General features: G+C 32.2%; 4 protein-coding genes. All 4 read left to right on the top strand.

Annotation, left to right across the window (positions count from 1 at the left end):
• Positions 1-337 precede the first annotated feature (337 nt).
• The 4 genes from ACKI67_RS10355 to spt4 all read left to right on the top strand — a co-directional run bounded on the left by ACKI67_RS10355 (position 338) and on the right by spt4 (position 2,976).
• The gene (locus ACKI67_RS10355) at positions 338-1,561 is read left to right on the top strand and encodes a translation initiation factor IF-2 subunit gamma (RefSeq protein WP_407463456.1); all 1,224 of its coding nucleotides are present in this window, start codon (positions 338-340) and stop codon (positions 1,559-1,561) included.
• A 79-nt stretch (positions 1,562-1,640) separates the two neighbouring features.
• Positions 1,641-2,045, top strand: coding sequence for a PIN domain-containing protein (locus ACKI67_RS10360; protein WP_407463457.1), 405 nt, complete (start codon positions 1,641-1,643; stop codon positions 2,043-2,045).
• Positions 2,046-2,218: 173 nt separating this feature from the next.
• On the top strand, positions 2,219-2,794 hold the full coding sequence (locus ACKI67_RS10365) for a DNA-directed RNA polymerase (RefSeq protein ID WP_407463459.1): 576 nt from the start codon (positions 2,219-2,221) through the stop codon (positions 2,792-2,794).
• On the top strand, positions 2,794-2,976 hold the full coding sequence (gene spt4 / locus ACKI67_RS10370; protein WP_407463458.1) for a transcription elongation factor subunit Spt4: 183 nt from the start codon (positions 2,794-2,796) through the stop codon (positions 2,974-2,976). The genes ACKI67_RS10365 and spt4 overlap by 1 nt, the downstream gene beginning before the upstream one ends.
• Positions 2,977-3,034: the final 58 nt, after the last annotated feature.

Genomic DNA, 3,034 nt, shown 5'->3' on the forward strand with positions numbered 1-3,034 from the left:
TTTCTCATCTTTATCGCTATGATGAAGCAGACTTCATCCGGATTGACATAAGCTCTCATGTCATCAATGGAAGGTGGCATTATTATTATATTTTATTATTATCAAATTTAAAGTTCAAAATCATGTTTATATTAATATTGAATTATAAATATGATTTCAAATTAAAAAATAAGAGAATTTATTAAAGATTCATAAGTATGATTCAATATTAATTATAAATTTTCATTAATATTTACATTCATTCATTTATTAATTCAAATTCATTTATTAATTTAAATTTATTAATTAATTCAAATTATTTCCTAAAAAAACTATAAAAAAATTAAAGGTGTAATCTGTGAAAGTACAATCTGATGTTAACATAGGACTTGTGGGCCACGTCGATCACGGAAAAACAACACTTACCAAAGCATTATCTGGTGTATGGACAGATACTCACAGTGAAGAAACAAAAAGAGGTATTTCAATTCGTTTAGGATATGCAGATATTGAATTCAGAAAATGTCCTAATTGTGAAGAACCTTTATGTTACACTACTAAAGATGTTTGTGAACATTGTGGAAGTGAAACTGAAGTCGTTAGAAAAGTATCCTTTGTAGATGCTCCAGGACACGAGACTTTAATGGCTACTATGTTATCTGGTGCAGCAATTATGGACGGTGCTGTTTTAGTAATTGCAGCTAACGAAGAATGTCCGCAACCACAAACCAAAGAACACTTGATGGCACTTGATGTTATCGGTGTTAAAGATGTAGTTGTAGTTCAGAATAAAGTGGATATTGTTCCTAGAGAAAGAGCTATTGAGAGTTACAATGAAATCAAGGAATTCGTAAAAGGTACTTGTGCAGAAGATGCTCCAATCATCCCAGTATCTGCTCAACAAGGAGCTAATATTGACATTCTTATTAAGGCTATCAACGATACAATCCTTACACCGGAAAAAGAATTAGACAAACCTGCTAGAATGCATGTAGCTAGATCTTTTGATATTAATAAACCTGGTTCCCATCCTAAGAAAATCAAAGGTGGAGTAATCGGTGGAAGTTTAGTTCAAGGTACTCTTAAATTAGGAGATATTATTGAAATTAGGCCTGGAATTAATATTAAAGAAAGCAAACAAAACAAATGGATTAGCTTAACTTCTGAAATCATCGGCTTGGAAGCTGGTGGAGAATCAGTTGAAGAAGTTGGACCTGGCGGTCTTATCGGTGTAGCTACCAAATTAGACCCTGCATTAACCAAGGCTGATTCATTATCTGGTTCTGTTGCTGGTGCTGAAGGTACATTACCTGAAGTCTTGCATAGTTTTGATATGAAAACTGAACTATTGGAACGTGTTGTAGGAACTAAAGATGAAAGAAAAGTAGATCCAATTAAGATTAAGGAACCTTTAATGATTAACTGTGGTACAACCACCACCATCGGTGTTGTAACCAAAGTTAAGAAAAATGTCAGCGTTGCATTGAAATTGCCTGTCTGTGCTGATAAGGGTGATAGGGTAGCTTTATCCCGTAGAGTAGGTGCTCGTTGGAGATTGATTGGATTCGGTATCATTCAATAATTTTAAAATAGGTCATGTTTTGATTTGGTTTTGATTATTGTTGAACCGTTATTTTAAAAATTTAGTTAACTGTGATAACATGGAATCTGAGGATAAAAGAGAGGTATTTATTGATACTAACTTTTTTATGATTCCTTTTCAATTCAATATAGATATTCTGGAAGAATTTAAAAGAATCTTGCCTAATTATAAGTTGGTTACAACCAATTTTGTTCTAAATGAACTTAATGGTTTGAAAAACAACAGTAAAGGTAAGGTTAGACTGGCTGCTGGTTTAGGTTTGAAAATTGCACAATCCGATGAGATTGAAGTGAGAAACATTCCTTTAAATGATGGTGAGTCTGTAGATGATGCTTTAATCAGAATTTCTAAGGTATTGGCTACAAATGATGCCAATTTGAGAAAAAAGGCCAAGAAAAAAGGAATTGCTCTAGTTATCTTAAGACAAAAGAAGTATCTGGCAGTTGAAGGCTATCTTGTCTGATGGTTAACTAATTAAATAAATTATGATTAACTTTAAATATTATTTAAAAGTATATTTAATTAAAAATGCATTAGTTATGCATTATTAATTAGTATATATTGATTATATTCATATTTCACGAAGATTTTATAAAAATTTAAATTTACTTAAAACGAGGGATTATTTTGTATTACATGACAACTATTGAGGGAACTGTAAGAATTCCACCTTATAGGTTTGATGAACCTCTTGAAGATGTAGCTATTGAAACTTTAAATGAAGAATACATCGGTCAACTTGATAAGAACTTAGGTTTAATGGTCGGTGCTTTCAGTATTGAAGAAATTGGTGAAGGAGTGCTTATTATGGGTGATGGTGCTGCATACCATAATGTAGTCTTTAATGCTATTTTCTTTAAGCCTGAACAACAGGAAATTGTTGAAGGTGAAGTTACTGACATTACCGAATTTGGTGCATTCGTAAAGATTGGACCAATGGAAGGTCTTGTACACGTATCTCAAGTAACTGACGACTATATTAATTATGACCCTAGAAATGCATCTCTTATAGGTAATGAAACCAATAAGATCTTAACTGAAGGAGATAGGATCAGAGCAAGAATAGTAACTTTATCTCTTAAAGGTAAATCCATTAAGGAATCTAAAATTGGTCTTACCATGAGACAACCTAATTTAGGTAAATTTGAATGGATTGAAGCTGAAAAGAATAAGGCAAAAGAAAATAAAGCAATGGCTAAGGTGGAAGAATAATGGTATTAAAAGCTTGTACTCATTGCAGTTTATTAACTGAAAAGGAACAATGCCCTGAATGCAAAAACCCTACTTCTTCTAACTGGAGCGGTCTTTTAATAGTAACTAATCCTGAAGAATCTGAAGTTGCTCAAGAATTAGGCATTACCAAAGCTGGCGAATACGCTTTAAGGGTTAGATAGATTTTAATCTTTCAAACTTTTAGAAAAAGTTTAATCAAATAGTATCACTTTAATCAGT

Source organism: Methanobrevibacter sp. (assembly GCF_045577275.1).
In the GTDB taxonomy this organism is placed as follows: domain Archaea; phylum Methanobacteriota; class Methanobacteria; order Methanobacteriales; family Methanobacteriaceae; genus Methanobrevibacter.

Coding starts and splice junctions, on each gene's coding strand:
- ACKI67_RS10360 (WP_407463457.1), top strand. CDS start 1,641: ATGGAATCTGAGGATAAAAGAGAGGTATTTATTGATACTAACTTTTTT.
- ACKI67_RS10365 (WP_407463459.1), top strand. CDS start 2,219: ATGACAACTATTGAGGGAACTGTAAGAATTCCACCTTATAGGTTTGAT.
- spt4 (WP_407463458.1), top strand. CDS start 2,794: ATGGTATTAAAAGCTTGTACTCATTGCAGTTTATTAACTGAAAAGGAA.